A 23,920-nucleotide genomic window follows, 5' to 3' on the forward strand; every position below is an offset into this window, starting at 1 on the left:
GTCGGCTTTGAACCGCGACGGTAGGGTTTCGCGGGTGATGAGGGGGATTGTTGGCTATCGGGGCGATGTATTGCTGATAGTCGGGTTTGTCCTAGCGGCGCTGAACCTCCGGCCCGCGCTCGCGGGCGTGTCGCCGATCCTTCCCACGATCATGCGCGACCTCGGCCTCGGCCCCGCGGGCGGCGGCGCCATCACCACGGTCATGGTGGGGTGCCTCGGCCTGCTCGCCCCGGCCGCGCCCGTGCTGGCCACCCGGATCGGGCTCGACCGCACCCTGCTGGCCGGCCTGCTCGTGCTCGCGGCCGGCGTGGCCCTGCGCAGCGCGGACGGGGTGAGCGCCCTGTACGGCGGGGCCGCGCTGGCCGGCGCGGCGATCGCCGTCATGAACGTGGTCATGCCGGGGCTGGTCAAGCAGCACTTCCCCGGCCGGATCGGCCTCTTCACCGGCCTGTACGTCTCGGTCATGGTGGGCGGGGCCGCCCTGGCCTCGGCGGTCATGGTCCCGCTGACCGACGGTCTCGGCTGGCGGACGGCGGCCGGTTCGGCGGCGCCGCTCGCGCTGCTGGCGGCGGCTCTGTGGGCGGTGGTCGCGGTCCGGCCGGGCGCCGTACGCCGGACGCCGCGCGTGGGGGCGGATCCGGCCCCGGTCGCACCGGCGGGATCGGCGGAGGTCCCGGCCGCGGAGAACCGGAGGGCCGGCGCCCGGGCGACGGCTCCGGGAGTACGGCGGATCCCGGCGACGGGGGAGGGGCAGGTCCCGGCGACGGACGGGCGGGCTGGTGGGCGGCCCTACCTCGCCCTGCTCCGCGCCCGCGCCACCTGGCTGGTCGCCGCCTTCATGGGCCTGCAGTCGCTGACCTTCTACGTCATGCTGGCCTGGCTGCCCACCATCTTCCAGGCGGCCGGTCTGCCGGCCGGGCAGGCGGGATACCTGCTGGGCCTGACGAACCTCGTGCAGATCCCCGCGGCGCTGATCGTCCCCCTGCACGCGGGACGTGCGCGTTCCCAGGTGCCGCACGTCGTCGCCGCCATGCTGCTGGTCATCGCCGGATACGCCGGACTGCTGCTCGCGCCCACGACGGCGCCCTGGTTGTGGATGGTCGTCCTGGGCCTCGGGCAGGGAGCCGCGATCGCCCTCGCCCTGCTCGTGATCACGGTGCGGGCGCCGGATCCGGCCTCGGTGACGGCGTTGTCGGCGGTCGCCCAGACGGGCGGCTACCTGCTCACCGCGCTCGGGCCGCTCGCGATCGGCGTGCTCCACGAGGTCTCGGGCGGCTGGACCGTGCCCCTGCTCGCCGGGCTGGGCGCCTGCGTCGTCCAGCTGGCCGTCGGCGTGTTCGCCGCCCGCCCCGCACCCGGCTGAGGATCGGCCCGTCGCCGGAAAGGGCCGCGGCGAGGTCAGTCGTCGCCGAGGATCATGTTGAGGACCCAGCTGATCACGCCCACGACGATGGCGCCCCAGAAGGCGGCGACGAATCCGCTGACGTGGAAGGGAAGGTCGAGCTGCCCGGCGAGCCAGCTCGTCAGCAGCAGGAGCGCGGCGTTCACCACGAGGGCGAACAGGCCCAGCGTGAGCACGTAGAACGCGCATCCGATGGTCTTGATGACCGGCTTGATGACGGCGTTCACCAGACCGAAGATCAGCGCGACCGCGAGGAGGGTGCCGATCTGTTTGGCGGTGGAGCCGGCGCTCACGGTGATGCCGTCAACCAGCTTGGTGGACGCCCACAGGGCCGCGGCCACCACAACGATCTTGAGTATGATCTTCACGTCCACGATCCTTCCACGGTGCGGCAAAGAGTGCGCGGTTTCCGTGTCCGGGGAACGGCCGGAGCCGTACGCCCGGTTCCCCCCGGCTTGACCGGGCGCGGCGGCCCGGTGGGTGTGGGCCCCGGCACGCCTTTCTCCCGGCGCCGGGTATAAGCGGCAAACATCGGGGAAACCCTCCTTGCGGAGGTGAGATCGAATGGACGTGGAAGAGCTGGAGTCGCTACCCGCGAAGGAGCTGCACGACCGGGCCGTGCGCTACGCCGTGCGACACGGTGACCTGGGTTTCCTGTGGGATCTGCTGAAGGTCATCCCGGCGGCCGAGGCGGCCAGCGGGAACACCGACGAGACCGCGAACGACCTCAGCAGAGTGTCGGCGCTGCTCAGCGATGCCATGGCGGCGGGCGAGGGCGAGCTCGGCGACGCGCTCCGGCCGGTCTACGTCGACTACCTGTCCAGACACCCCGACGCCTGAGCGCACTCCGCCCCTGCTCAGCAACCTCTCATCTCCCCACGTCACAATGACGGCGTGGTCAAGACACAGGTGCTGGTGGTCGACGACGAGCCCGAGGTCCGCGACGCGATCGCGCGCGCCCTGCGGGTCGAGGGGTACGGCGTGGCGACCGCGGGCGACGGCCTCGACGCCCTGGACGTCATCGGCGGCTCGGCGCCCGACCTGATGGTGCTCGACGTCCTGATGCCGGGGATGGACGGCATCGAGGTCTGCCGGGCGCTGCGGGGCGACGGCAACCGGCTGCCGGTCCTCATGCTGACCGCGCTGGACGGGATCGGCGACAAGGTCGCCGGGCTGGACGCGGGCGCCGACGACTACCTCGTCAAGCCGTTCGCGCTGGAGGAGCTGTTCGCCCGGGTGCGGGCGCTGCTGCGCCGCGCCGCGCCGTCGCCCGAGGCGGGCTTCGCCGACCTCCACCTGCTGCCGGACAGCAGGCAGGCCCGGCGCGGCCGCCGGCTCATCGACCTGACCAGGACCGAGTACGCCCTGCTGGACCTGCTGATCCGCAACGGCGGTCAGGTGCTCACCCGGCAGGTCATCCACGAGCGCATCTGGGGCTACGGCTTCCGGCCCGGCTCCAACCCCCTGGAGGTCTACATCCGCTACCTCCGCAGGAAGACCGAGGCGGGGGGCGAGCCCCGGCTGATCCACACCGTGCACGGCCTGGGGTACGCGCTGAGAGAGCCGGTCGTGGAGCCGGTCGGTGAGCCGGCGGGGGAGGAGCGGTGAAGCTCCGCTGGCGGCTCGCGATGGCCTCGGCGCTGGCCGCCGCGGTCAGCGTGATCGTCGTCATCGTGGCCGCCTACTTCATCACCTGCCGCCGGGTCGAGTGGGCGAGGGACCACTACGGGACGTACGAGGGGTACGGCGACTCCCCGCCCCGCGGTGTGCTGGCGGCCCTCGCGGACGTCGACGACCTGGGCTGGCCCTTCGTCGCCGTGGCCGTCGGCGGGCTGGTGCTGTCGGGGGCGCTCGGCTGGCTGGCCGCCCGGGCGGCGCTGCGGCCGGTGAACGCGCTCAAGGACGCCGCGGGACGGGTCACCACGACCCGGGATCTCACCACCCGCATCCAGGTGTCCGGGGACGACGAGCTGAGCAGCCTCGCCCGCAGCTTCAACGCCATGCTCGACGCCCTCGAACGCTCCGCGAAGTCGCAGAAACGCCTGGTCGCCGATGCCTCCCACGAGCTGCGCACGCCGCTCACCGCCGTACGGACCAACGTGGAGCTGCTGATCAGGGGCAACCTGCCCCCGGAGGACCGCGACGAGGCGAGCAGGGCCGTGATGAGCGGGCTGGAGGAGCTCACCGCGCTGGTCGCGGACGTGGTCGAACTGGCCCGCGACGAGGAGCCCGCCGTACTCGTGGAACGCGTGCGCTTCGACGAGCTGGTCTCCCGGGAGGTCGCCCGCGCGGCCAGGCACTGGCCCGCGACCGAGTACGCGGTGTCGGTCGAGCCCGCGGTGGTCCGCGGCGTGCCCGACCGGCTCGCCCGGGCCGTCGCCAACCTGCTCGACAACGCGGCGAAGTACAGCCCCAGGGGCGGGCGGGTCGAGGTGTCCCTGCAGGACGGCGTGCTGACCGTCCGCGACCACGGCCCGGGCATCTCGACCGACGACCTGCCGCACGTCTTCGACCGCTTCTACCGGGCGCCCTCGGCGCGGGCGCTGCCCGGGTCGGGGCTGGGGCTGGCGATCGTGGGCCAGGTGGTGGACAGCCACGGCGGCAGCGTTTCCGCCGGTCCCGCTCCCGGCGGAGGCACGCTCGTCCGGCTGGCGCTGCCAGTAGGGTAGACACATGGGCTCTGTACGCGTCGAGCGGACCGAGGACGGCTTCGTCGCCCGCAACGAGAGCGGCGCGGAGATCGTGATGGGCTCCGGTGACGGGCTGTTCAGCCCGGTGGAGCTGCTGCTGGCGGCCGTGGGCGGGTGCAACGTCATGACCGTCGAGCCGCTCACCGCCAAGCGCGGCCACCGGCTCGCGCGGCTCGCCGTGGAGGTCTCGGCGGAGAAGGAGAGCCCGACCCTGTTGCGGTCCGTCACCGTGACGTACGACGTGGAACTGCCGCCGGGGGACACGGGAGAGGTCTTCGAGGCCGTCGCCGGACGGGTCCACGAACGGCACTGCACGGTGAGCCGGTCCCTGCAGCAGGGCACCGAGGTCAGGCTCGTGCTCGGCGAGTAGCACGGGCGGGCGGAGCCCGCCGGATGCAGGCCGAAAGTCAACCTGCGTATGACGACTTCATGGCAAGCGGGCTTGTACTGTTGAAGCATGTCCTCGGGAGAGGACGAGAGACTTTTTCGATAAGGGCGCGGATGGGGGAACCGCGTCCGGAAAGCGGGGGACCCGCCGGTGCCTTTGGGGAGGGCATTCCTGGCGGAACCGCTTTGATCCGGAGCCGGGCAGTTGGGGGACTGCCCGGCTCCGGCATTTTCCGGCCCGTCCGAAGGCCGATCCCTTCCCCGCACACCCCGCTCGATCCCTTCCCCCGCCCACCCCCGCCCCGTCCCTTCTCCGCACGCCGCCGGCCGTCTCGCCGGCAGGTCCGACCGTCCGCCTGTCGGTGCGGCCTGTCCGCCTCGGGGTTCTTGACCGCCGCCTCCCGCCGGCTGCTCTCTCTTCTTTACTTTCATGAAGGAGCGCCTGCGGCGGATCGCCCCAGATGTGCGGCGTGGCCGACGTTGCCGCTGCACAAACAAGCCGACAGGTAGATCTTCCGCGTGTTATGTCCGGTTTACTTTGCTCCGTCCTGACTCATCCTGTAGTGTCCTATTCGTTGCCGCCGACCGGTGGCTGGATTGGACTTGGGGAGGCGATCACGGTGGGCGACCCCGCCCGGACCTCCGACCCAAGGCGCTTCGGATCCCACGTCTGACTCACGACGGCCTTCCGGCCGATCGCCATAGCTTCAGCGCACACGCCTCCGGGTGGTCGATCTGTCCCGCCCGGACACGTGGCCCGTCACCGCGACCCGCCGTACGGCGGGTCCCTTGATGACGCATGGCCATCCACTGTCGTCTCACGAAAGATCCCCAGCCTTGATGAAGACTCTGTCCGACCTGCGTGGCAAGCGACGGGTCACCGCCGTGGCCACGCTCGCCGGCGCCGCGGTGCTGGTCACGTCCCTCGTGGCCGCCGCCCCCGCGCCCGCGGAGCCGCCGGTCGGGGAAGCCGTCAACCTTTCCAGCATCGTCCCCATGCACGAGGAGGTCCTGTACGCGGGGGCCACCACGGGCTCGTACTTCTGGGACGACGCGTCGGGCCGCCAGGGAGACACCGGCATGCCGGCCATCGGCAAGCCGATGCAGAAGGGCCTCTTCGCCAGCCCGAGCTGGCCGCTCGGCACCGAGGGCTACATCATGTACAAGGGCCGGAAGGCCAAGTTCTTCATCGGCGACCGCGGCCCGGGCATCCCCTCCAACAGCGGCGTCATGCTGGACATTGACGGCAAGACCTTCGCCGAGCTCACCGGCACCACCTGGAACGAGAACACGCTGACCGTCAGCGGCGACGTCGGCCACATCCCGATCCAGTACGTCATCACGAGGTGGGGCGACGGGCCGGGCCTGCGCGGCGAGCCCGCTCCCTTCTCCAGTGGCGCGTGGCGGGGCTGACCCGGCACGGGTGATCCCCGCATCCGGCGATGTGCGCGACCTGCGCAGGACTGCTATGGTTACGGACATCGCGGGCGCCGCTAGCTCAGTTGGTTAGAGCAGCTGACTCTTAATCAGCGGGTCCGGGGTTCGAGTCCCTGGCGGCGCACAACATGTGATCAGGCCCGGCATCCGGAACGGATGCCGGGCCTGATCCGTCCCGCGCTCCGGGTCGTTGTCCGCACGGGTCGCCCGGTTTGTCTAAGATGCGTATGGGGTGCCGGGAAGTCTGGTCGGCTGTCGCTGACCCGATCCCGGAAACGGAGCCTCATGAGCACGCCCCGCCGCACCCCTCTTCTCGGCCCCGGGTCCCGGACGGAGACCCGCCGGATCGCCGACATCCTGCGGCAGGAGACCATCGGCGGCGCGTTGCTGCTGATCGCCGCGCTCGCGGCCCTCGTGTGGGCCAACTCGCCCTGGTCGGCCGGGTACGAGACGCTGCGGTCGGCCCGGGTGGGGCCCGAGGCGCTGCACCTCGACCTCAGCCTCGCGACCTGGGCCGCCGACGGGCTTCTGGCGATCTTCTTCTTCGTCGCCGGGCTGGAGCTGAAGCGCGAGTTCGTCGCGGGCGACCTGCGCGACCCCCGGCGGGCCGCGGTGCCGGTCGTGGCGGCGGCCGGCGGCGTGGTCGTGCCCGCGCTGCTCTACCTACTGGTGAACACGCAGCTCAACCCGCTGACCGGCCCCGGCGCGGACGGCGCGCTGCGGGGCTGGGCGGTGCCGACCGCCACCGACATCGCCTTCGCGCTGGCCGTGCTCGCCGTGGTGGGCAGGAACCTCCCGTCGGCCCTGCGCACGTTCCTCCTCACCCTCGCGGTCGTCGACGACCTGCTCGCCATCGCGATCATCGCGGTGTTCTACACCACGCACCTCGCGCCGCTTCCGCTGCTCGCGGCGCTGCTCCCGCTGGGCCTGTTCGCCGTGCTCGTACGGCGTGGGGTGCGCGCGTGGTGGCTGCTGGCGCCGCTCGCCGCGGTCACCTGGGCCCTGGTGCACGCCTCGGGCGTACACGCCACGGTGGCCGGCGTGCTGCTCGCCTTCACCGTCCCGGTCCACCGGGCCCCTGGGAAGGGCACGGCGGAGGCCGCCGGGGAAGGCACGGCGGAGGGCTCTGGGGAGAGCGCGGCGGAGGGCGCGGGCCCGGCCGAGCACTTCGAGCACCGGTTCCGGCCGCTCTCCGCCGGAGTGGCGGTGCCGCTGTTCGCCTTCCTCTCGGCCGGGGTGGCGTTCGGCGGGCCCGGGGGCCTGCCGGGACTGCTCACCGACGGCGTTCCTCTCGGCGTCGTCGCGGGGCTCGTCGCCGGCAAACCGCTGGGCATCACGGCGGCCACCTGGCTCGTCGCGCGGTTCACCCGGGCCGGCATCGACGAGGGCCTGGCCTGGGTGGACATCGTGGGGGTGGCGGTCCTGTCCGGCATCGGGTTCACGGTGTCGCTGCTCATCGGCGAGCTCGCGTTCGGCGCCGGATCCACCAGGGACGGCCAGGTCAAGGTCGCGGTGCTGACCGGGTCGCTGGTCGCGGCGCTGCTGGCCACGGTGATCCTGCGCCTGCGGGACCGCGTCTACCGCCGTATCGCCGAAATCGAAGCCGAAGCCGAAGCCGAAGCCGACGCCCAAGCCGACGCCGAAGCGCGGGCCGCCGCCCCGCCCACCACGTGACGGCTCACCAGGTGACGACTCGCTGGGTGACGGCTCACCAGGTGACGGGGAGCGCGTCGAGCCCTCCGGTCAGCCTGCCGGTCCGCGCCTCCAGCTCCTCGTACGGCACGGCGAGCGCGAGCGAGGGGAAGCGCGCGAACAGGGCGCCGAAGACGGCGTTGAGCTCGATCCGCGCCAGGCCCGCTCCCAGGCAGTGGTGCGGGCCGTGGCCGAAGCCGATGTGCGGCCGCGGATCACGCCTGCGGATGTCGAATCTCTCGGGGTCGGGGTAGACGCGCGCATCCCTGTTGGCCGCGTGGATCGCCAGCGCCACCAGCTCACCCTTCCGGATGCGCACCCCGCCGACCTCGACGTCGTCGTGCGCGTAACGGATCAGGCCGTGCTGGCTCGGCGCGCCGAACCGCATGATCTCTTCGACGGCGGCGTCGAGGAGGGAGGGATCACGCAGTAGCGCGTCGCGCTCGGCGGGATTGCGCAGGAACAGCAGGGTGCCGTAGTCGATCTGGTTGACCGTGGTCTCGTGGCCGGCGAACAGCAGGCCGCCCGCGATCCTCGCGATGTCCTCCTCGGGCAGTGAGGCGTTCGCGAGGTCGGTGTAGACGTCCTCGCCGGGGCTCTCGCGCTTGGCCTTCACGATCTCGTAGGTGTAGGCGTTCAGCTCCATCTGCGCGTCCGCGGACCGGGCGAGATCGGTGAGATCGGTCATCGCCTCGGCCACCGCCCGGAACCTGTCCCTGTCCTCGTACGGCACGCCGAGAAGCTCGCAGATCACCTGGATGGGGAGCGGAAGCGACAGCCCCGCGTGCAGGTCCGCCGGCGGGCCCTGCTCGGCGAGCCCGTCGAGGAGGTTCCCGACGAGCGCCCGCACGCCGTCCGACAGGGCGCGCATGCGCCGGGCCGAGAACGCGGGGGACAGCAGGCGCCGCATCTCCTTGTGGATGATCCGCTCGGTGGCGTAGTCGCCGGTCGGGCCGCCGAGCAGGACGTTGTTGGACAGCCGGGCCGCCGTCGCGGGGGCGGGGTGCGAGCGGCCGAACCGGTCGTCGCCGAAGACCTGCCGGATCTCGTCGTAACCCGTGACGAGCCATGCCTCGTCCCCGACATGGGTTCTGACCCTGGTGATCGGCGCGCTGGCGCGCAGCTCCCCGAAATATGGAGAGATATCCAGTATGTCCGGCCGATCGAACGGCAGTCGTGGCAGTTCGGGCATGGGCGGTCTTCCCTTCGGCCTAGGCGTGAACCACTCGAATCTCCCCCCTGACCGCCTGGCTGACAAGGTAGTAAAACCATGTCCGGTGTGACAGGAGAGCGGACGTTTGCCTCCTGCCATCGTCCCGTTCCTCCGGGTTCCGGCGTGGATCGTCAGGGTCGCGCCCGGGCGAGGCATGGGACGGATGGGGCTGGAGGAACGGGGATCAGGTGGTGGTGAAGTCACCGCAGCCCCGGGGGAGATCTTCACCCGGGCCGCGGTGGCGGGCCCTCCGGATGGGGGAGATGGCCTCTCACTACCAATCGTGTCCGGACGAGCACATCGTTGTGTCCCGGCACCGAGCCTGGAGGTGGTGACGAGTGCGGTTCTCCGCCGAGGACGCTGCGTACAGACAACTGAGCAGCGAGTACGCCGGCCGCTGGTCGGTCTGGAGAAGCGACGCCGGCCGCTGGTACGCGACCCGCATGACGCGGTCACTGTCCAGGATCGAGATGGACCGGGGGCTGATCATGACCGCCTGCGGGGAGAGCGCGGACGAGCTGCGCGCGCTTCTCATGGTTCAGGAAGGCCTGGCGGGCCAGCCGCTCCCCTCCTCCTGACAGCCGTGAGAGCCGTGACGGCCGGGCGGGGTGCGGGCCAGGCGTAGGGCAGGGTGCGGGCGGCGTGGGTCCGGTGGGATTAGTGGGAAAACGGGGGGGAAGATCGGTTTCATGACAGAACCGGTGGTCCGCCGACCCGTCCCCCCGACCGGTACGCAGCACGTCATCGCCGCGCACGGCTACCGGGCGATCGTCACCGAGGTGGGCGCGGGCCTTCGTGCCCTCACGTTCCGGGACCGGCCCCTCGTCATGTCGTACCCGGAGGGCAAGTCCCCCGTGGGCGGCGCCGGCCAACTGCTGCTCCCGTGGCCGAACCGGGTCAGGAACGGCCGGTACGACGCCGATGGCGAGACGCGGCAGCTCGCGATCACCGAGCCGCGGACCGGCAACGCCGCGCACGGCTTCACCCGCCTGCTGCCCTGGACGGTCCTCGACGCCGGCGAGACCTCGGTCCGCCTCGGGCTGCGGCTGTTCCCCCAGCCCGGTTATCCGCACGTGCTCGACCTCACGGCGTCGTACGCGCTGGGTGAGGCGGGCCTGGAGGTCGAGGTGTCGGCGGTCAACGTGGGGGAGGGGGTCGCGCCGTACGGCATGGGCGCGCATCCCTACCTGACGCTCGGCGAGGAGGCCGTAGAGACCGGGCATGACGCCGGGCACGGCGCGGGCCATGACTCCGTGCACGGCACGGGCCATGACGCCGTGCACGGCACGGTGGACGACGCGGTGCTGGAACTGCCCGCGGCCGAGTGGGCGCCCGTGGACGAGCAGCAGATCCCGGTCGGCCGCCGGACGGTCGAGGGCACCGAGTACGACTTCCGGGCGGGACGCCGCATCGGCGGCACCGTGCTCGACACGCCCTTCACGAACCTGGAGCGCCACGCCGGCGGCCTGGTGCGGGCACGGCTCAGGACCGCCGACGGCTCCCGGGGTGTGGAGCTGTGGGGCGGGCCGGGCATCGAGTGGCTCCAGGTCTTCACCGGGGACACGCTCGCCGCGCCGTACCGGCGCTCGGGGGTCGCGGTCGAGCCGATGAGCTGCCCGCCGAACGCCTTCGCGAGCGGGGAGTGCCTGGTGCGCCTGGCCCCGGGCGAGCGGGCCACCCACCGGTGGGGGATCACCGCACTGCCCGCGGCCGGAGCCTGACCGGCCGGCCGGAGGGGCCGCACGCCTCCGGAGCGGGCACGACACGGCACGGCGGGATTCCGGTCCGCGCCAAACGGAAGAGACGGAAGTGGCTGATTTCAGCTACTTTCATGACCACTCCCGAGGCCGGCGCGGACACCGGCGCGGAGGCCGGTCGCCCCGCGCTCCCGTGATCCGCACCCCTAGCTGCGGCGACGGCGCCGGAAGGCCGGTCACGCCGCCGTCGCGATCTCCGCACGCATCACAGATCGGGCATTGACCGGAAACAATCTTGTTTCTTTGAATTCACACGACCACGTTGTGTCCCGTATCTTGAGTCGTGGGAGCGCTCCCATAGCCTTAAGGAGGCGCGCGTGTCTCTCCCCTTCGGTGCGGCGCCGGTTGACCCGGCCCCCGTCTGGACCGCCGAGTGCCTCCTGCCCGCCGTCGGCGCGAGCGTCGCGACCGCGCGCTCCCTCGTCCGTCGTGAGCTCGGCCGATGGGGTCTGGACGCGCTGGTCGACGATTGCTGTCTGATCGTGAGCGAGCTCGCCTCCAACGTCGTGCGGCACGGCGGCAACGTCTTCACTCTCCGGCTCGGCAGCAACGGCTGCTGGGTGTACGGCGAGGTGTTCGACCAGGGCGACGGAGTGCCGTGCCAGCGCGACGCCGACCCGGAGTCGGTGAGCGGCCGGGGGCTGCTCATCGTGGACGAGCTCGCCGACGACTGGGGCGTGGCCGCCGCGGGCCGGGGCGGCAAGACCGTCTGGTTCCTGGCCGGGACGGGCAGCCGGTCGCTGCTGCCCGTCGTTCCGCACCAGTCACGCATCGCCGTCTGCTGACCCCGGACGCCCAGCCGTCCGCCTCGCCGTCCCTCTCACCGTTTCTCGGACGCTCCGGAGATCCGGGCCCCGTCCAGGTGGGCCAGCACGGCGTCCGCGATCTCCTCGGGCGTGTGCGCGGCGGGGTCGAGTGTCAGGTCCGCCACCTCCTGGAAGCCGGGCAGCCGCAGGTCGCGCTGCTCGGTCAGCATGCGCACCAGGTCGGGCTTGAAATGCGGCCGGTGAGGGCTCGACTTCATCCGCTCGGCGAGGACCTCGGGCGGGCCGTCGAGGAACACCACGAAGGCGGGGGCCAGAGCGTTGCGCGTCTCGGGGTCCTCGACCGTGCTGGCCGCGGCGGCGATCACCGGGGACCGGTCGTCCGTCAGCGCGTCCCGCAGCACCAGCGCCTCGCGCGCGTGCAGCTCGTCGGGGCCCAGATCCGCCGCGATCACCGCGGCGGTCGTGCCGTACCTGGCTTCGAGATCGGCGTCGCTGTCGCGCATGGGGCGGTCGAGGGCGGCGGCGAGCAGCCGTGCGACGGTGCTTTTGCCCGCGCCCATGAGTCCCATGACCACGACGGGGGTATCGGTCATGTTCGCCATGCTGCCCCATACGCCCACCGGCATGCGACGTTTGGAATCCGTGGAGGGGATAGAGCACAAGGCGAAGGAGGAAGCCATGACCATCGCCGGAAGCATCATCCTCATCATGTTGGGGGCCATCCTCACCTGGGCGGTCGACTTCACGATCGCGGGTCTCGACATCCAGGTCATCGGAGTGATCCTGATGGTGGGCGGCCTGGCCGGGCTGCTCTTCGGGATCTGGCGCATGACGACGCTGCGCCGCCGGACCACCGTCACCGCCGCCGCCCCCCTCGACGCCACCACCACCCGCCGTCAGGTGTACGAGGAGCGGCGCTACGACGACCCCATCTGATCCCCCCGCCCGACTTCTGCTGGTCTGAAGGGAGGCATGGACATGCCGGGACGTAAGGAACTGCCCTCGACCCTGGAGCGCTCGCCCAAGGAGGCCCAGGAGACCTGGATCAAGGCGCACGACTCCGCCGTCGAGACGTACGGCGAGGGCGAGCGCGCCCACCGCACGGCGTTCTCCGCGCTCAAGCACTCCTTCGAGAAGGTGGGCGACCACTGGGAGAAGAAGAAGAGGCGCGGGCCGTCGGACGAGCAGGCGAGGAAGAGCACGCCGAAGCAGGGCGAGACCGCCGAGGGCGTCGACGCCAACGCTTCCAAGCAGCACCTGTACGACGTCGCCAGCCGACTCGGCATCCCGGGCCGCTCCAAGATGACCAAGGACGAGCTGGTCGACGCCATCAAGAAGGCCAACCGCAGGGCGACCGCCAAGGCCCGCTGACAGCGCCGCGGGACCAGCCCATACAACGATGAACACGGAAACCGCGCCGCCGGACCGCCCTCAGGGGCCACGGTCCGGCGGCGCTTCCACGTGTGACGGGCGTCAGGGAAGCATGGCGAGGCGTCAGGGGAGCATGGCGAGGACGGCCTCGCGGATGGCGGTCCTGTCGATGCCGGCGTCCCGGAGCTGCTCCGCGGAGCCCGCGCTTCCGGGCATCCGCGCCACGGCCAGCTTGCGCACCGGCACCGGGTTCTCCGCGAGCGCCGAGAGCACGGCGTCGCCCAGCCCGCCCTCCGGCCAGTGGTCCTCCACCGTCACGACCCTGCCCGTGGCGGTGGCCATCGCGACCAGTTCGGGCGAGTCGAGCGGCTTGACGGAGTAGGCGTCGATGACGGTGACGGAGACGCCGTCCCCGGCGAGCAGGTCGGCGGCGGCCAGGGCCTCGTGCACGGTGACGCCCGCGGCCACGATCGTCGCCTGGCCGCCGGTCCGCAGGACCTTGCACCCGCCCACCGGGAACTCCTCGTCCGGCCCGTAGATCACCGGGGTCTCGCCCCTGGTGGTGCGGAGATAGCGGATGCCCTCCAGGCCGGCCATGTCCGCGACCAGCCGGGCCGTCTGGTTCGCGTCGCACGGATACAGCACGGTGCTGCCGTGCACCGCGCGGAAGGCCGCGAGGTCCTCCAGGCCCATCTGGGAGGGGCCGTCCTCGCCGATGGACACGCCGCCGTGCGAGCCGACGAGGCAGAGCCCGGCCCGGCTCACCGCGGCCATCCGGACGAAGTCGTACGCCCTGGTCAGGAAGGCGGCGAACGTCGCAACGTACGGGGTCCAGCCGCGCGCCTGCATGCCCGTCGCGGCGGCCACCATCTGCTGCTCGGCGATGTAGAACTCGAAGAAGCGCTCCGGATGCGCTTCGGCGAACGTCTCCAGCTTCGTCGAGTCGGCCACCTCGCCGTCGAGCGCGACCACGTCGCCCCGGGCCGTGCCGAGCGCGGCCAGGGCCTCGCCGAAGGCGGTCCGCGTGGCCACCTCCTCGCCCAGCTCGTACTTGGGCAGGACGAGCGGTCCGTCGGCGTACCGGTACGGCACGCCCTGGGAGGCGGGTGGGGTCATCGGCACGGTCAGCGAGCGGGGGCCGCCGAGCTCGCCGAGCGCCTGCTCGGCGTCGGCCAGCGGCTTGCCGTGCTTGCCCTCGCGGTCCTCGACCGCCGACACCCCGCGGCCCTTGCAGGTCCTGGCGATGATCGCGGTCGGGCGGCGCCGGGTGGCCCGGGCGTCCGCGAGGGCGAAGTCGATCTGGCCGGGGTCGTGGCCGTCGATCTCGATGGTGTGCCAGCCGAAGGCGCCGAGCCTGGCGGCGTACGCGGCGAGGTCCCAGCCGTGCCGGGTGGGGCCGCGCTGGCCGAGCCGGTTCACGTCGACGATCACCGTGAGGTTGTTCAGTCCCTCGTGCCCGGCGTGCTCGAAGGCCTCCCACATTGATCCCTCGGCGAGCTCGCTGTCGCCGCACAGCACCCAGACGTGGTTCGGCAGCCGGTCCAGCCGCCGCGCCGCCAGCGCGAGCCCCACGCCGACGGGCAGGCCGAATCCCAGCGAACCGGTGGCCACGTCGACGAACGGCACATCCGGCGTCGGATGCCCCTCCAGACGGCTGCCGCGCCTGCGGAAGGTCAGCAGTTCCTCGTCGGACACGACGCCCATGGCCTTGAGCATGGCGTAGAGGAGAGGGGAGGCGTGCCCCTTGGAGAAGACCAGGTGGTCGTTGGCCGGGTCGGCCGGGTTCTCGACGTCCACGCGGAGCTGCCGCGCGAGCAGTACGGCCATCAGCTCGGCCGCCGACATCGAGGACGTCGGGTGCCCCGAGCCGGCGGCAGCGGCGGCCCGCACCGAGTCCACCCGGAGCTGGGCCGCGAGTTCGCACAGGAACCGGTAGTCAAGCTCGTCCATCGTCCTCGACTACCCGGGTACGCCCCTTCGTATCGCCAGAAATGGGGCGTACCCGATATATCAGTGTTTTCTTGTCAGTTTCGGTTCTGCGGTCAGCGGCGGCGCAGCCCGATACCGGCGACGGCGGCGGCCCCGAGGGCGGCGGCGACCAGGCCGCGGTGCTGAGACATCCACAGCTGCGCGCTCCGGCCGTGCGAACGCCGGTCGAAACCGCCGTGCGCGCCGTAGTCCTTGTCCTCGTCGGCCGGCTCCCACAGGTTGGAGACGCCGGTCGGCGCCTTCTCGGTGGTGAGCTGCGACTTGACGCCGGTCCTGGCGAGGTAGCGGTCGAGCAGGGCGGGCACCGCCCGCTGCCCCATGATCGTGGCCGCGGTCATCCCGCCGACCCAGTACTCCTTCCGCTCCGGGTGCTCGGCGGCGTGGACGATCGCCCGCGCCGCCACCTCCGGCTGGTAGATCGGCGGCACCGGCTGGGCGTGGCGCCGCATCCGGTTCAGCCCCCAATCGAACTGCGGGGTGTTCAGGGCCGGCAGCTGCACCATCGTGATCTTCACGCCGGAGTCCTCGGCGAGCAGCTCCGTCCGCACCGACTCGGTGAAGCCGCTGATGGCGTGCTTGGCCCCGCAGTACGCCGACTGCAGCGGGATCGACCGGTAGGCCAGGGCCGAGCCCGCCTGCACGATCGCGCCCTTGTCCCGTGGTTTCATCAGCTCCAGGGCCACGCGGGTGCCCCACACGTAGCCGAGATAGGTCACCTTGGTCTCACGTTCGTACTCCTCCGGGGTGATCTGGAGGAACGGCGCGAAGACCGTCGTGAACGCGATGTTGATCCAGACGTCGATCGGCCCGAGCTCGGCCTCGGCCTGCTGGGCGGCCGCGCGGACCTGGTCGTAGTCGGAGACGTCCGCGGCGAAGACCTTGGCGGTCCCGCCCTCGGCTCCGACGTCGACGGCGGCGCCCGCCAGGCCCGCCTCCCCGCGTGCCACGAGGGCGACCTTCGCGCCCTCGGCTCCGAGCTGCCTGACCACGGCGCGGCCCACCCCGCCGCTCGCCCCGGTCACCACCACGACCTTGCCCCGCAGGCTCACCTCGTCATCCTCTCGATTGCGGCCCGCCGCCGAGTCTCTTCTGCCTGCGCACGGCGAGGAGCATGGCGGTCCCGACGACCGCCATGATCGCCAGGACGACCCCCGTCAGCCACCACAGGCGGCCGACGAAGGAGAGCACCAGTACGGCGAAGCAGAAGACCAGAGCGAACGACCCGATGCGGACGTAGATAACGTCCATCGGGGTCGCCTCGACCATGGGCTTTCCGGTCGGCGAACGTTGTTCTTCGGTCATGAACGGCCCCCTACCCTCGAATCCGGTTCACTATCGCGGTCGTCGACCTGTCCGGGACGTACCCGAGCACCCGCACCTCGCCGCCGAGCTCCCTGACCAGGTCGGCCTCGGGCAGCAGGTCAGGGTGGTAGTCGCCGCCCTTGACGTACACGTCCGGCCGGACCATCCGCAGCAGCTCGACCGGGCTGTCCTCGTCGAAGACGGTGATGTAGTCGACGCAGCCCATCGCGGCGAGCACCGCGACGCGGTCCTCGCAGCGGTTGATCGGCCGTCCCGGCCCCTTCAGCCGGGCCACCCCGGCGTCGCCGTTGACCGCCACGACCAGCACGTCGCCGAGCCGGGCGGCCTCCTCCAGACAGGCCACGTGGCCGCGGTGCAGCACGTCGAAGCAGCCGTTGGTGAACACGACGCGCCTGCCCTCGGCGCGGTCGCGCTCCAGGCAGGCGGCCAGCCGCCCGGGCGGCAGCGCGACGTCGGGGCGCAGCGCCTGCACCAGGTCCTCACGGGTGCACACGGCGGTGCCCGGGCGGCGCACCACCACGCTCGCCGCGGCCTGCGCGATGTCGGCGGCCCGCTCCGGCCCGGCGCCGGCCGCGAGGCTCAGGGAGAACGCGGCGGTGAACGTGTCGCCCGCGCCGATGCTCATCGTGTCGGGCGCGGGGCTCGCGAAGGTGCGATGCGGCTCCCGGCCGCGCCGGTGCAGGAGCGTGCCCTGGCCGTCCAGGGTGGTGACCACCAGTTCGGCGCCGGTGGCCTCGACGATCTCCTCCGACCGCGCGGACAGGAAGGCGACCCGGTCGTGGTCACCGCCCTCGCCGAGCAGCCGCACGATCTCGGCGTAGTTGGGCAGCACGGCCTTCGGGCGGCACTCCCGCCAGGCCGCCACGTCGTGGGCGTCCACGACGAGGACCGGCGCCCCCCGGGAGCCCGCGTTCCGGTCGGCGCTGAGCTCGCACAGCAGCCGGCGTACGGCCGGGGTGCAGACGCCGCCGCCGTAGTCGCAGGCGACGATGACGTCCGCGTGCGCCGCCAGCCGGGTGATCTCGTCGATGAGCTCGCGTTCCGCCGCCTCGGGCAGCGGCGCGTCGTCCTCCTCGTCGTACCGGGCCACGATCTGACCGTCCGTCAGCACCCGGCGCTTGACGGGCGTCCGCAGGCTCCGCACGATGACCAGGCCCTCGATGTCGAGCCGTCCCAGGGTCGCGTTGAGCGTCGCCCCCGCGGGGTCGGCGCCGGTGACGCCGACCATGTGCACCCGCGCGCCGAGCGCGGCGAGGTTCACGGCCGTGTTGGCGGCGCCGCCCGGCTGGTCCTCGATCCGTTCGATGGTCACGACCGGGACCGGAGCCTCCTGGGCCATTCGCTTGGTGCGCCCCCGCAGCCACGAGTCGAGCATCACGTCCCCGACGACGACGGCTGTGACTTCACCGAAGCGGTTGAGCGTCTCTTCCGTCATACCAGGGCGGCTACCCCGGCGGACGCAGGGAAAACAACAGTCACGCCAGGCGCGCCCGCCCGGTTTGGCGGGCCGGCACGGGGGTAACCGGGAGCAGACCGCTCCACACGAGCGCCCCGCCGGTGGTCAGCCGGCGGGCCGGACGGAATGGGGGGTGTCCGATGGACGAGAGGACGCGGGGAACCAGAGGTTCGTGCCCATGAGCGCGTTGCTCGTCGAAGGCGTCGAGCGGATCGCCGTCCTGCGGGCCAACGCGCTCGGCGACCTGCTGCTGGCCCTGCCCGCGATCGGGGCGCTGCGCCGGGCCTACCCGGCTGCGAAGATCACCCTGCTGGGCCGTGAGTGGCACGCGAAGTTCCTGCGGGGCCGCCCCGGCCCAGTGGACGAGGTCGTGCCCCTGCCGCCCATCTCCGGCGTCTCCTCCCCGGCGGACGGGTCCGCCGCCCCCGAGGAGCTGTACGAGCACCTGCGCGAGCGCAGGTTCGACCTGGCCGTCCAGATGCACGGCGGCGGGCGCAACTCCAACCCGTTCATCCGCCGCCTCGGCGCGCGGCTGACCGCCGGGCTGCGCACCCCCGACGCCGAACCGCTCGACCGCTGGGTGCCGTACGTCCACTACCAGCACGAGACGCTGCGCTACCTGGAGGTCGCGGGCCTGCTCGGCGCGGCGACCAGCGAGATCGAACCGAGGGTCGAGGTCGTCAGGGAGGACTGGGCCGAGCTCAACCGCGTGCTGGGCAAGGTGCCGCGCGGCCTGGTGGCGATCCATCCCGGCGCGCGCGACCGGCGCAGGCGCTGGCCCCCGGAGCGGTTCGCGGAGGTCGCCGACCGGCTCGGCCGGCCGGTGGTGGTGACCGGCGTCGAGGAGGAGCGCGACCTCGTCGAGAAGGTCGTCGCCCAGATGCAGGCCCCGGCGAGAGCCGTGATCGGGGAGCTGTCACTCGGCGGGCTCACCGCGTTGTACGCCGCCTGCGACCTGCTCGTCTCCAACGACACCGGGCCACGGCACCTGGCCGCGGCGACCGGCACGCCCACGGTCGGCGTCTACTGGTGCGGCAACATGATCAACTGGGGGCCGCTGAGCAGGGGCCACAACCGGCCGCTCATCTCCTGGACGTCGCGCTGCCCGGTCTGCGGCGCGGGCGCGACCAAGGACGGCATGCGGGAGTGCGGCCACCGGGACGTCTCCTGGGTCGCCGACGTCGGCGTCGACGACGTGCTCGAACAGGCCTGGGACCTGCTGCGATGAGCACGGCCGCGGCCGAGGTGTTCCAGGCGAAGCCCGTCGAGCTGCGGCCGAGCGATCCGGCCGAGCCGGGCATCAGGCGCCGCCGCCGGGGGCGCGGGTTCAGCTACACCTGGGCCTCCGGCCGGCCCGTGCGCGACCGCGCCGCGCTGCTCCGGATCAGGGCCCTCGCGATACCGCCGGCCTGGACCGACGTCTGGATCTGCGCTCATCCGAACGGCCACCTGCAGGCGGTGGGGACCGACTCGGCCGGCCGGCGCCAGTACCGCTACCACGACGAGTGGCGAAGGCAGCAGGACGAGGCCAAGTTCGACCACGTGCTGGAGATCGCCGAACGCCTCCCCGCGTTCCGGGAACGGGTCGCGCGGGATCTGCGCGGCGAGGGGCTGGGCCGCGAACGGGTGCTGGCCACGGCCGCCCGGATGCTCGACATCGGCTTCTTCCGCGTCGGCGGCGAGGAGTACACCGACTCCTACGGCCTGGCCACGCTCAGGACCTCGCACGTGAAGTGCGGCGACGGCAGGGTCGTGTGCCGCTATCTCGCCAAGGGCCGCAAGGAGCGGGAGCAGGTGCTCGCCGACGCCGAGGTCTGCGAGGTCCTGACCGCGCTGTCGAAGGGACACCGCGGCGAACTGCTGCGGTACCGCGCCGACGAGGGGGCCGACGAGAGCGCCGGCGAGGGGGCCGGCGAGACGGGGGAGGGGGCGTGGGTGGACGTGCGCAGCTCCGACATCAACGCCTATCTCAGGGACGCCTTCGGCTCCGACGTCTCGGCCAAGGACTTCCGCACCTGGCACGCCACCGTGCTCGCGGCCGTCGGGCTCGCCGTCTCCCGGCCGGTGCGCAGCGGCGCCGGCCGCAAGCGCGCGGTGTCCCGGGTGATGAAGGAGGTGTCGGAGTATCTCGGCAACACCCCGTCGGTGTGCCGCGCCTCCTACGTGGACCCGCGTCTCGTCGCGCTGTACGAGAAGGGCCGGACCATCCCCCTCGAACGGCTGGCCGAGGACGCCGAAGGCGGGCTCGCCACGCACGGACCGGTCGAGCAGGCCGTCATCGCCCTCCTGCGGCAGGCGCCGTCCCGGCGATCGGCGCGGCGGTCGGCACAGCGGTCGGCACGGCGCCGGCGCCACAAGGACCGCCGGGCCGCCTGACCCTGTCACTCCAAGAGGCAGCCTCCACCGTGCCGGCCGTCTCCCTCGTTCTTTCCGGGGCCGCCTCGCACGCGCGAGACGGCACGCCGAGCGGGGAGGCGGTCAGCGCACCCCCGCCCCGAGGGCCTGCACCGCGGCGTCGATCACCTGGGTCGCCGAGATCGCCCCGGCGTCCCCGGCCTCGTGCAGCAGCGGGTGCCGGCGGCCGTCCGGAGGCGACACCAGCACCGAGGGCGTCCGGTAGGCCGCCGCGAGCCGCGTCAGCGCGACGTCGCCGCTGATCACCAGGCGGGCCCCGGCGACCAGCGCGCACAACTGCCGCAGCGACGTGCGGCCGGCCAGCACGATCTGCGGCGGCAGCACCGCCCGGGTCGCCACGAGCAGCGCCATCGGCCGCTCGCGCAGGCTCCCGGTGATCACGACGGGCAGGCCGTCGTCCGCCAGCGTCCGCGCCACCTTGGCGAAGCGCTCCGCGGGCCAGCGCAGCGACGTGCCGCCCGCTCCCGGGTGGATCACGACCGCCCCCGGCGCCGGGCTGGCTGTCAGGGGCGTGGGCAGCGTCGTGTCCTCCGGGTCGGCAGGCACGCCGTACCACCGCAGCAGGCGGCACCAGCGCAGCACCTCGTGCTCGCCCGGTTGCCACCACGGGCCCCTGACCCAGGGCACGTCCCGGTTGGCGTACGCCCACAGGCGGTCGACGCCCCTGCCCTCGTGCCGCAGGTTCAGCAGGACGTGGTGGCTGCGCGGCCCCCGGCCGTGCAGGTTCACGGCGAGGTCCGGCAGGAGCGGGGGATGCCCGGCGTCCTCCTCGCCGGGGCCGGGCCACGACAGCGGCGCGAGCCCGCGGGCGGGCAGGATGCGGTCCACCGCGCCGGTGAGCGCCGCCAGTTCGCTCAGCTCCGGCGGGCACGCGAGGACGACGCGCAGCCCGTGCCGGCGCAGGGCGCGCAGCGCCGGCACGACGGTGAGCAATCCGCCGATGCCGTCGGAGCGCAGCACGAGAGCCGTGGACGTCATCGCCTCACCTCCGGGGGGCGACGCCGCTCACGACGCGCTCCGGTCGAGGTGGCGGGCGGGCAGCACCTGGTCGTAGGCGGCCAGGGTCTCGCCGGCGATCCGGCCCCAGTTGTACCTGGCCCGGGCGCGGTCCGCCCCGGCGATGCCGTACGCCGTGCGCCGCACCGGGTCGTCGATCAGCCGGCGCAGCGCCCTGGCCAGCACGGCGGGACGACGGGGCGGGACGAGGACGCCGGTCACGTTGTTGACGACGGTCTCCCGCTGCCCGCCGACGGCCGAGGCGACGACCGGGACGCCGCAGGCCATCGCCTCCAGCGCCACCATGCCGAACGGCTCGTACCACGGGACGGAGACGACCGCGGTGGCCGAGCGCATCAGCGCGGGGAGCCTGTCGCGCTCGACGCGGCCGAGGAAGCGCACCCGGTCGGACACCCCCGCCTGGGCCGCGAGCCAGCGCAGCCGGGTCACCTCGGGGTCGCGGTGCAGTTCGGCCGCCGGGGGGCCGCCCGCGACGACCAGTTCGGCGTCCCTCAGGTACTGCAGGGCGAGGATCGTGGTCTCCACGCCCTTGCGCGGCACCAGCCGGCCCACCGACAGCAGGCGCGGGCGGCCCGGCCGCTCCAGCGGCCGTACGTGGGGATTGAAGGTGGTCACGTCCACCCCGCAGGGGACCACCCGCGCGGTCCGGCGCGGCACCCGCATGCGGATCAGCTCGTCCACCTCGTCGCCGCAGGTCGCGATGACGGCGTCCACGCGCCGCCCGATCTCGGCCTCGGCCTCCACGCGGTCGCGCGGGCTGGTGTCGGCCGGGCCCTGGTGGCGCCGCTTGACGCTGCCGAGAGCGTGGTAGGTGTGCACGACGGGAATCCGCAGCTTCTCCGCCGCCGCGAGCGCGGCCAGGCCGCTCATCCAGAAGTGGCTGTGCACGACGTCGGGCCGGTCGAACAGCCACCGGTCGTGCAGCCACTTCCCGAAGTGGGGGACCCAGGGAAGGATCTCGTCCTTGGGGATCTCGGAGGCGGGGCCCGCGGGGACATGGACGACGTCCACACCGGGGGCGAAGGCGACGGTTTCCGCGAGGTCCTCACGGTCCTTGCGCGTGTAGACGGTGACCTCGTGGCCGGCTCCGGCGAGTTCGCGGGCGAGCGCGGCGACGTGCACGTTCTGGCCGCCCGCATCGACGCCGCCGAGCGTGGCGAGTGGGCTGGCATGCTCCGAGACCATGGCGATCTTCACTGGGGGTTCCTCCATGAGCGGCAGTGGCGGGTACCCGGCTCGGGAGTCAGGGAGTCCAGGTGAACGGGCCCGGCGACCGGGGGTGCCTCAGGAGCCGGTCGTGTACGGCGGGCCGTTGCGGGCGAGGGGCGGAGGGCGGGCCCGGGGCCCGTGAGCGGCAGGGCGCGCGCCGCACGGGCGTCGCCGGGGGCGGCCGTCAGGGGGGAGGCCGCGGCGTGGGAGCCGTCGGAAAGGAGGGGGAGACAGGTGCCGACGCCGACGTGTTCCGTGCCCGCAGCGGTTCTTTCAGGGCGGGGGGAAGACCGGTCGCACGTTCCCAAGACGCTCCTCCAACATGGCATGCTCACGCCAAGGAGGTACCTGCGTCTTAGGCACCAGGAATATCACTAACCATAACCCCCTAGCAGCCCGCCAAACCAGGGTTTTCGCCGGGAAAGGCCAGTGGTTTCGCCAGGGAAGCTCCGGGCAGCGCTCATCTAAAAGGCCTAGGGGGTGCAGAGATGGAGACGCCGCACTATGTCGCGGCCCGCGTGCAGCGGGCTCTCGCGGAGGACGAACGGACCACCGAGCTGGGCATCCGGGTCGACGTGCGGGGAGAACAGGTCTACCTGCGCGGGCAGGTGTCCTGTGACGAGCGGCGGCACCAGATCGAGAACGTCGCCCGCGAAGCGGCTCCGGGCCTGCGCGTACACAACGAGATCACTCTGGTGGAAGTGCGGGAGCCGGGAGAGGAGGAACACCTGTGACGGAGTTGCGCATCGCCGCCGTAGCGGACATCCACTTGGGCGAGGACCTGCGCGGCCACTATCGCAAGAAGATCGAGGGCATCGAGCGCCGCGCCGACGTGCTGCTCGTGGGGGGCGACCTCACCAGGCACGGCACGATCGCCGAGGGCCGGGTGGTCGCCGAGGAACTGAGCGGCCTGCCCATTCCGGTCGTCGCCGTGCTCGGCAACCACGACTACCACTCCGACCACAACCAGGAGATCATCGATCTCCTGCGGGACGCGGGCATCACCGTGCTGGACGACGAGGGCACCGTGGTCCCCGTCGACGGCGTACGGCTGGGAGTGGCCGGCGGCAAGGGCTTCGGCGGCGGCTTCGCCGGGAAGTGCGCCAGCGAGTTCGGGGAGCCGGAGACGAAGGCGTTCGTCCGGCACACCAAGGACATCGCCGAGAGGTGGCGGCGGGCGCTGAAGGAACTGGACGCCGACCACAAGATCGTGCTCAGCCACTACTCCCCGGTCAAGGACACGCTGATGGGCGAGCCCCCGGAGATCTATCCGTTCCTCGGCAGCTACATGCTGGCCGAGGCGGCGGACGCGGAGGGCGCCGACCTGTTCATCCACGGGCACGCGCACGCGGGCACGGAGAAGGGCGTCACCCCCGGCGGCATCCGGGTGCGCAACGTGGCCCTGCCGGTCATCAAGCACGCCTACACCGTCTACTGCCTCAACGGCGACGACTGCTGAGCGGCCGCTGCCGCCTGACCGCCGGGCGAGGGGACGACGCGTCCCGGCGGGCGTCCGCCGGATACGGAACGGCGACCGGTTGTCAGAACCGGTCGCCGTTCCGTGTCAGATCAGAGTGGTGCCAGATCAGGGTGTACGCGGCTAGGGATTGAAGATGCTGACACCCCCGGGGCCGATGAGGAACCCGAGGACGATGAGGACGATCCCCCAGAGGATGTCCCGACGGGCCAGGATGACGTAGATCCCGGCGATGACCAGTACCACGGCGATGATCCAAAGCAGAGTAGCCATGGCCCTCCACTGCCCTCGCGAGAGGGCACGTAACATCATCCAGTC

Annotated in this window: 26 protein-coding genes and 1 tRNA gene; 17 read left to right on the forward strand and 10 right to left on the reverse strand. The window is 72.4% G+C overall.

The genetic code is table 11. From position 1 onward, the window contains the following. The first annotated feature begins 127 nt into the window (after positions 1-127). Complete coding sequence (locus HHX40_RS17325) at positions 128-1,363, forward strand: MFS transporter (protein ID WP_310738155.1); 1,236 nt, start codon at positions 128-130, stop codon at positions 1,361-1,363. 35 nt (positions 1,364-1,398) lie between these two features. Here the strand turns inward: HHX40_RS17325 and HHX40_RS17330 are convergent, their stop codons facing one another. Beyond that, complete coding sequence (locus HHX40_RS17330) at positions 1,399-1,770, reverse strand: phage holin family protein (protein ID WP_182881411.1); 372 nt, start codon at positions 1,768-1,770, stop codon at positions 1,399-1,401. 196 nt (positions 1,771-1,966) lie between these two features. Between HHX40_RS17330 and HHX40_RS17335 the strand changes: the two genes are divergently transcribed. From HHX40_RS17335 to nhaA, 7 genes are all read left to right on the forward strand, one after another. After that, the gene (locus tag HHX40_RS17335) at positions 1,967-2,242 is read left to right on the forward strand and encodes a hypothetical protein (RefSeq protein ID WP_117408449.1); all 276 of its coding nucleotides are present in this window, start codon (positions 1,967-1,969) and stop codon (positions 2,240-2,242) included. A gap of 54 nt (positions 2,243-2,296) precedes the next feature. Further along, positions 2,297-3,010 (forward strand): response regulator transcription factor, encoded by a 714-nt coding sequence (locus tag HHX40_RS17340; RefSeq protein ID WP_310738156.1) that lies wholly within the window; start codon positions 2,297-2,299, stop codon positions 3,008-3,010. After that, a complete protein-coding gene (locus HHX40_RS17345) occupies positions 3,007-4,071 on the forward strand; it encodes a HAMP domain-containing sensor histidine kinase (protein WP_182881412.1) in 1,065 nt (354 codons plus the stop codon). The genes HHX40_RS17340 and HHX40_RS17345 overlap by 4 nt, the downstream gene beginning before the upstream one ends. Before the next feature lie 4 nt (positions 4,072-4,075). After that, positions 4,076-4,462, forward strand: coding sequence for an OsmC family protein (locus tag HHX40_RS17350; protein WP_182875426.1), 387 nt, complete (start codon positions 4,076-4,078; stop codon positions 4,460-4,462). 857 nt (positions 4,463-5,319) lie between these two features. Beyond that, positions 5,320-5,892, forward strand: a complete 573-nt coding sequence (locus HHX40_RS17355) for a hypothetical protein (RefSeq protein ID WP_182881413.1) — start codon at positions 5,320-5,322, stop codon at positions 5,890-5,892. A 74-nt stretch (positions 5,893-5,966) separates the two neighbouring features. After that, positions 5,967-6,040, forward strand: a tRNA-Lys gene (locus HHX40_RS17360). Between the two features lie 161 nt (positions 6,041-6,201). Then, positions 6,202-7,590, forward strand: a complete 1,389-nt coding sequence (gene nhaA, locus HHX40_RS17365; RefSeq protein WP_182881414.1) for a Na+/H+ antiporter NhaA — start codon at positions 6,202-6,204, stop codon at positions 7,588-7,590. 34 nt (positions 7,591-7,624) lie between these two features. Here nhaA and HHX40_RS17370 read toward each other — a convergent pair whose 3' ends face one another. Continuing rightward, positions 7,625-8,800 carry a cytochrome P450 gene (locus HHX40_RS17370; RefSeq protein WP_182881415.1) on the reverse strand — a complete coding sequence of 392 codons (1,176 nt, stop codon included), beginning with the start codon at positions 8,798-8,800 and terminating at the stop codon, positions 7,625-7,627. A 359-nt stretch (positions 8,801-9,159) separates the two neighbouring features. Between HHX40_RS17370 and HHX40_RS17375 the strand changes: the two genes are divergently transcribed. The 3 genes from HHX40_RS17375 (at position 9,160) to HHX40_RS17385 (ending at position 11,363) form a co-directional block, all read left to right on the forward strand. After that, positions 9,160-9,399 carry a hypothetical protein gene (locus HHX40_RS17375; RefSeq protein WP_117408459.1) on the forward strand — a complete coding sequence of 80 codons (240 nt, stop codon included), beginning with the start codon at positions 9,160-9,162 and terminating at the stop codon, positions 9,397-9,399. Between the two features lie 111 nt (positions 9,400-9,510). After that, positions 9,511-10,542 carry an aldose 1-epimerase family protein gene (locus HHX40_RS17380; RefSeq protein WP_182881416.1) on the forward strand — a complete coding sequence of 344 codons (1,032 nt, stop codon included), beginning with the start codon at positions 9,511-9,513 and terminating at the stop codon, positions 10,540-10,542. Between the two features lie 353 nt (positions 10,543-10,895). After that, positions 10,896-11,363: an ATP-binding protein gene (locus HHX40_RS17385; RefSeq protein ID WP_165900797.1), complete on the forward strand. Its 468-nt coding sequence runs from the start codon at positions 10,896-10,898 to the stop codon at positions 11,361-11,363. A gap of 35 nt (positions 11,364-11,398) precedes the next feature. Here the strand turns inward: HHX40_RS17385 and HHX40_RS17390 are convergent, their stop codons facing one another. After that, positions 11,399-11,938 carry a shikimate kinase gene (locus HHX40_RS17390; RefSeq protein WP_208759272.1) on the reverse strand — a complete coding sequence of 180 codons (540 nt, stop codon included), beginning with the start codon at positions 11,936-11,938 and terminating at the stop codon, positions 11,399-11,401. Positions 11,939-12,023: 85 nt separating this feature from the next. On the opposite strand from HHX40_RS17390, the gene HHX40_RS17395 reads away from it, so the two are divergent. Then, positions 12,024-12,281 (forward strand): DUF6458 family protein, encoded by a 258-nt coding sequence (locus HHX40_RS17395; protein ID WP_117408497.1) that lies wholly within the window; start codon positions 12,024-12,026, stop codon positions 12,279-12,281. Between the two features lie 42 nt (positions 12,282-12,323). Further along, complete coding sequence (locus HHX40_RS17400) at positions 12,324-12,716, forward strand: ChaB family protein (protein ID WP_117408498.1); 393 nt, start codon at positions 12,324-12,326, stop codon at positions 12,714-12,716. 123 nt (positions 12,717-12,839) lie between these two features. Here the strand turns inward: HHX40_RS17400 and HHX40_RS17405 are convergent, their stop codons facing one another. The 4 genes from HHX40_RS17405 to rfaE2 form a co-directional block, all read right to left on the reverse strand. Continuing rightward, on the reverse strand, positions 12,840-14,666 hold the full coding sequence (locus tag HHX40_RS17405) for a transketolase (protein ID WP_138462909.1): 1,827 nt from the start codon (positions 14,664-14,666) through the stop codon (positions 12,840-12,842). Between the two features lie 92 nt (positions 14,667-14,758). Next, positions 14,759-15,748: an SDR family oxidoreductase gene (locus tag HHX40_RS17410; RefSeq protein WP_182881698.1), complete on the reverse strand. Its 990-nt coding sequence runs from the start codon at positions 15,746-15,748 to the stop codon at positions 14,759-14,761. A gap of 10 nt (positions 15,749-15,758) precedes the next feature. Continuing rightward, positions 15,759-16,007, reverse strand: a complete 249-nt coding sequence (locus HHX40_RS17415; RefSeq protein WP_133306076.1) for a hypothetical protein — start codon at positions 16,005-16,007, stop codon at positions 15,759-15,761. A gap of 10 nt (positions 16,008-16,017) precedes the next feature. Continuing rightward, positions 16,018-17,463, reverse strand: coding sequence for a D-glycero-beta-D-manno-heptose 1-phosphate adenylyltransferase (rfaE2, locus tag HHX40_RS17420; RefSeq protein ID WP_182881417.1), 1,446 nt, complete (start codon positions 17,461-17,463; stop codon positions 16,018-16,020). A gap of 199 nt (positions 17,464-17,662) precedes the next feature. On the opposite strand from rfaE2, the gene HHX40_RS17425 reads away from it, so the two are divergent. Both HHX40_RS17425 and HHX40_RS17430 read left to right on the forward strand, forming a co-directional pair. Further along, the gene (locus HHX40_RS17425; protein WP_182875484.1) at positions 17,663-18,712 is read left to right on the forward strand and encodes a glycosyltransferase family 9 protein; all 1,050 of its coding nucleotides are present in this window, start codon (positions 17,663-17,665) and stop codon (positions 18,710-18,712) included. Next, entirely contained in the window at positions 18,709-19,860 is a 1,152-nt protein-coding gene (locus HHX40_RS17430; RefSeq protein WP_182881418.1) for a DNA topoisomerase IB, read from the forward strand. The genes HHX40_RS17425 and HHX40_RS17430 overlap by 4 nt, the downstream gene beginning before the upstream one ends. Before the next feature lie 102 nt (positions 19,861-19,962). Here the strand turns inward: HHX40_RS17430 and HHX40_RS17435 are convergent, their stop codons facing one another. Both HHX40_RS17435 and HHX40_RS17440 read right to left on the reverse strand, forming a co-directional pair. After that, positions 19,963-20,877: a glycosyltransferase family 9 protein gene (locus tag HHX40_RS17435; protein ID WP_117408468.1), complete on the reverse strand. Its 915-nt coding sequence runs from the start codon at positions 20,875-20,877 to the stop codon at positions 19,963-19,965. A gap of 27 nt (positions 20,878-20,904) precedes the next feature. Next, positions 20,905-22,128, reverse strand: coding sequence for a glycosyltransferase (locus HHX40_RS17440; protein ID WP_259403685.1), 1,224 nt, complete (start codon positions 22,126-22,128; stop codon positions 20,905-20,907). A gap of 485 nt (positions 22,129-22,613) precedes the next feature. On the opposite strand from HHX40_RS17440, the gene HHX40_RS17445 reads away from it, so the two are divergent. Further along, positions 22,614-22,859, forward strand: a complete 246-nt coding sequence (locus HHX40_RS17445) for a BON domain-containing protein (RefSeq protein WP_142558089.1) — start codon at positions 22,614-22,616, stop codon at positions 22,857-22,859. Next, positions 22,856-23,584: a metallophosphoesterase family protein gene (locus tag HHX40_RS17450; protein WP_208759273.1), complete on the forward strand. Its 729-nt coding sequence runs from the start codon at positions 22,856-22,858 to the stop codon at positions 23,582-23,584. Before HHX40_RS17445 ends, HHX40_RS17450 begins: the two co-directional genes overlap by 4 nt. A 141-nt stretch (positions 23,585-23,725) precedes the next feature. On the opposite strand, the gene HHX40_RS17455 is transcribed toward HHX40_RS17450, so the two are convergent. Further along, entirely contained in the window at positions 23,726-23,875 is a 150-nt protein-coding gene (locus HHX40_RS17455) for a GPGG-motif small membrane protein (protein WP_165900798.1), read from the reverse strand. Positions 23,876-23,920: the final 45 nt, after the last annotated feature.

It is taken from the genome of Microbispora sp. H10949 (assembly GCF_014161435.1).
Classification (GTDB): Bacteria; Actinomycetota; Actinomycetes; order Streptosporangiales; family Streptosporangiaceae; genus Microbispora; species Microbispora triticiradicis.

Bases quoted from the DNA above. Each gene is read 5' to 3' on its own strand.
- HHX40_RS17355 (WP_182881413.1), top strand. From the start codon at position 5,320: ATGAAGACTCTGTCCGACCTGCGTGGCAAGCGACGGGTCACCGCCGTG.
- HHX40_RS17455 (WP_165900798.1), bottom strand. From the start codon at position 23,875: ATGGCTACTCTGCTTTGGATCATCGCCGTGGTACTGGTCATCGCCGGG.
- HHX40_RS17350 (WP_182875426.1), top strand. From the start codon at position 4,076: ATGGGCTCTGTACGCGTCGAGCGGACCGAGGACGGCTTCGTCGCCCGC.
- HHX40_RS17405 (WP_138462909.1), bottom strand. From the start codon at position 14,666: ATGGACGAGCTTGACTACCGGTTCCTGTGCGAACTCGCGGCCCAGCTC.
- HHX40_RS17380 (WP_182881416.1), top strand. From the start codon at position 9,511: ATGACAGAACCGGTGGTCCGCCGACCCGTCCCCCCGACCGGTACGCAG.
- HHX40_RS17390 (WP_208759272.1), bottom strand. From the start codon at position 11,938: ATGACCGATACCCCCGTCGTGGTCATGGGACTCATGGGCGCGGGCAAA.
- rfaE2 (WP_182881417.1), bottom strand. From the start codon at position 17,463: ATGACGGAAGAGACGCTCAACCGCTTCGGTGAAGTCACAGCCGTCGTC.
- HHX40_RS17400 (WP_117408498.1), top strand. From the start codon at position 12,324: ATGCCGGGACGTAAGGAACTGCCCTCGACCCTGGAGCGCTCGCCCAAG.
- HHX40_RS17445 (WP_142558089.1), top strand. From the start codon at position 22,614: ATGGAGACGCCGCACTATGTCGCGGCCCGCGTGCAGCGGGCTCTCGCG.
- HHX40_RS17415 (WP_133306076.1), bottom strand. From the start codon at position 16,007: ATGACCGAAGAACAACGTTCGCCGACCGGAAAGCCCATGGTCGAGGCG.
- HHX40_RS17395 (WP_117408497.1), top strand. From the start codon at position 12,024: ATGACCATCGCCGGAAGCATCATCCTCATCATGTTGGGGGCCATCCTC.
- HHX40_RS17430 (WP_182881418.1), top strand. From the start codon at position 18,709: ATGAGCACGGCCGCGGCCGAGGTGTTCCAGGCGAAGCCCGTCGAGCTG.
- HHX40_RS17370 (WP_182881415.1), bottom strand. From the start codon at position 8,800: ATGCCCGAACTGCCACGACTGCCGTTCGATCGGCCGGACATACTGGAT.
- HHX40_RS17425 (WP_182875484.1), top strand. From the start codon at position 17,663: ATGAGCGCGTTGCTCGTCGAAGGCGTCGAGCGGATCGCCGTCCTGCGG.
- nhaA (WP_182881414.1), top strand. From the start codon at position 6,202: ATGAGCACGCCCCGCCGCACCCCTCTTCTCGGCCCCGGGTCCCGGACG.
- HHX40_RS17440 (WP_259403685.1), bottom strand. From the start codon at position 22,128: ATGGAGGAACCCCCAGTGAAGATCGCCATGGTCTCGGAGCATGCCAGC.
- HHX40_RS17335 (WP_117408449.1), top strand. From the start codon at position 1,967: ATGGACGTGGAAGAGCTGGAGTCGCTACCCGCGAAGGAGCTGCACGAC.
- HHX40_RS17435 (WP_117408468.1), bottom strand. From the start codon at position 20,877: ATGACGTCCACGGCTCTCGTGCTGCGCTCCGACGGCATCGGCGGATTG.